Origin of the sequence: Roseovarius sp., from assembly GCF_018066915.1 — a bacterium.
Taxonomy (GTDB): domain Bacteria; phylum Pseudomonadota; class Alphaproteobacteria; order Rhodobacterales; family Rhodobacteraceae; genus Roseovarius.
This window is the reverse complement of sequence record NZ_JAGPVV010000043.1, coordinates 1-2,540: the sequence shown is the minus strand read 5'-3', so window position 1 is coordinate 2,540 and position 2,540 is coordinate 1. Positions and strand designations below refer to the sequence as shown.

Below are 2,540 nucleotides of genomic sequence, written 5' to 3'. Positions count from 1 at the left end.
CTCGGATTCCCAGAATTTCTGGTCGTCTTCCGACATGCCGTCGGCCTTGGCCTTCTTGATCTGGTCCATCCCGTCGCGGCGCACATTGCGCACGGCAACGCGGGCGTGTTCGGCATATTGCGCCGCCACACGGGTCAGCTCCTTGCGGCGCTGCTCGTTCAACTCGGGGATCGGCAGCATGATGATCGTGCCATTGAGCTGCGGATTGATGCCCAGACCACTCTCGCGAATGGCCTTTTCCACCTTGCCCACCAGCCCCTTGTCCCAGACATTGACCGTCACCATACGCGGTTCCGGCACGTTGACCGTGCCTACCTGATTGATCGGGGTCTTTTGTCCATAGGCATCGACCATGATCGGCTCCAGCATCGAGGCCGAGGCGCGACCGGTGCGCAGCGACGCAAATTCGGTCTTGAGTGCGCCCATCGCACCTTCCATCCGGCGCTCCAGATCACCTGTGTCGATTTCGATATCTTCCGCCATGTCGTCCTGGTCCTTCTTTCGGCTCTTGCGTCTGAGCCTTCTTTTGCCTCAACCGTGCACGGTTGTATAGGTGCCCTCACCGGCCAGAATGCCCTTGAAACCGCCCGGTTCGTCAAGAGAGAAGACGATGATCGGCAGGTTGTTGTCCCGCGCCAGCGCAATCGCAGAGGCATCCATCACCCCCAGATGCTGCGCCAGCACCTCGTCATAGGTCACGCTCTCGAACCGCTTGGCATCGGGATATTTGATCGGGTCCTTGTCATAGACCCCGTCCACCTTGGTCCCCTTGAAGATCGCCTCGCAGGCCATTTCATTGGCGCGCAGCGTGGCGGCCGTGTCGGTGGTGAAATAGGGATTGCCGGTTCCGGCGGCAAAGATGCAGACGCGCTTTTTCTCGAGATGCCGCACCGCGCGGCGGCGGATATAGGGCTCTGCCACCTCATCCATGCGGATCGCGGAAATCACCCGACAGAACACGCCAATCTTTTCCAGCGCCGATTGCATGGCCAGCGCGTTCATCACCGTGGCCAGCATCCCCATGTAATCGGCGGTCGTGCGCTCCATCCCCTGCGCGCTGCCTTGCAAGCCCCGAAAGATGTTGCCGCCGCCAATCACCATGCAGATCTCGACACCAAGATCATGCACAATCTTGACCTCGCGCGCGATCCGCTCGACCGTGGGCGGATGCAGGCCATACCCCAGATCCCCCATCAGCGCCTCCCCGGAAATCTTGAGCATCACACGGGTGAATTTGGCTCTCTCCGGGGTGGTCATCGGCATTCTCCGCTCGGTCGTGGCAATCCTGCGCAAAATGTCGCAAATGCCGCCCATGTGCAATCGCTGATCACCCCGTTTCGCGGGGAAAAGGCGGCAAACCGCCTCGCCAAACCGCGCGATTGGCGCTAACCCGTGCGCATGAGCCTGCCCGTTGACATTGCCCCAGACCGCCCCGTTCTGATCGCTGGCCCCACCGCCAGCGGCAAATCGGCGCTCGCGATGCAGATTGCCCGCACGCAAGGTGGCGTGATCGTCAACGCCGACGCCCTGCAAGTCTATGAAAATTGGCGGATTCTCAGCGCAAGACCAAGTCCCGAGGATGAGGCCGCAATCCCCCACCGCCTCTATGGCCATGTCGGCGCGCGTGACGACTATTCAGTCGGCCATTGGCTGCGCGAGGTGGCGCAAATCCTCGAAATGCCTGCGCGCGCCATCATCATCGGCGGCACCGGTCTCTATTTCAGCGCCTTGACCGAAGGTCTGGCCGAAATTCCCGCAACCCCCGCCGCGATCCGCGCCGAGGCCGATCACCTGCTGGCGAGCCAAGGTCTTGCCGCGCTTCTGGCTGCGCTCGACCCTATGACCCTCGCGCGGATCGACACGCTAAATCCCATGCGCGTGCAACGCGCTTGGGAGGTGCAGTGCGCCACGGGCCGGGGGCTGGCCGCGTGGCAGGATGACACGCCCGCCCCCCTTTTGCCGCTCGGCGCCTGCACGCCGCTTGTGATCACGGCGGGCAAAGACTGGCTCGGTGCCCGCATCGCCCGCCGCTTTAACGCCATGCTCGAAGCCGGGGCGCTGGACGAGGCGCGCGCCAATCTGCCGCTCTGGAACCCCGGCCTCCCCTCGATGAAAGCCATCGGCGCGCCCGAACTCATCGCCCATTTGAGGGGCGATATGACCCTCGATCAGGCGCGCGAGGCCGCCACCATCGCGACCCGCCAATATGCCAAACGTCAGCGCACATGGTTCCGCGCCCGGATGCGCGCATGGCAGCCCGTCGCAGCCGAAACGCTCACCGCCTGAGCCTTTCGCATTTCGTGCAACCATTTCGCATTTCGTGCAGCGATCCGCGATTTTCAGGACATGTGAGGCGACAAACCCCGCGCTCCCTCTCCAAATCCGACCCAAGGCCACCCGGCCCCGTCTTTGGGAGGAGACCACATGATTCCAGCCGCATTCGAGTATCACCGCCCCGGTGATCTGCCCGCCGCCTTGGCCCTCTTGCAACAACACGGCGACGAGGCCCGTGTCATCGCAGGCGGTCACAGCCTCATCCC

Annotated in this window: 3 protein-coding genes and 1 pseudogene; 2 read left to right on the top strand and 2 right to left on the bottom strand. The window is 63.1% G+C overall.

Annotated features, from left to right (window positions below):
- The coding region (gene frr, locus KBT70_RS02500) for a ribosome recycling factor (RefSeq protein ID WP_296628393.1) at positions 1–483 on the bottom strand (483 nt) is incomplete at its 3' end.
- 48 nt (positions 484–531) lie between these two features.
- A complete protein-coding gene (pyrH, locus tag KBT70_RS02495; RefSeq protein ID WP_296628391.1) occupies positions 532–1,257 on the bottom strand; it encodes a UMP kinase in 726 nt (241 codons plus the stop codon).
- A 141-nt stretch (positions 1,258–1,398) separates the two neighbouring features.
- Between pyrH and miaA the strand changes: the two genes are divergently transcribed.
- Together miaA and KBT70_RS02485 are read left to right on the top strand one after the other, a co-directional pair.
- On the top strand, positions 1,399–2,286 hold the full coding sequence (gene miaA, locus KBT70_RS02490; RefSeq protein WP_296628388.1) for a tRNA (adenosine(37)-N6)-dimethylallyltransferase MiaA: 888 nt from the start codon (positions 1,399–1,401) through the stop codon (positions 2,284–2,286).
- Positions 2,287–2,424: 138 nt separating this feature from the next.
- A pseudogene (locus KBT70_RS02485) lies at positions 2,425–2,540 on the top strand (FAD binding domain-containing protein); the annotation flags it as partial.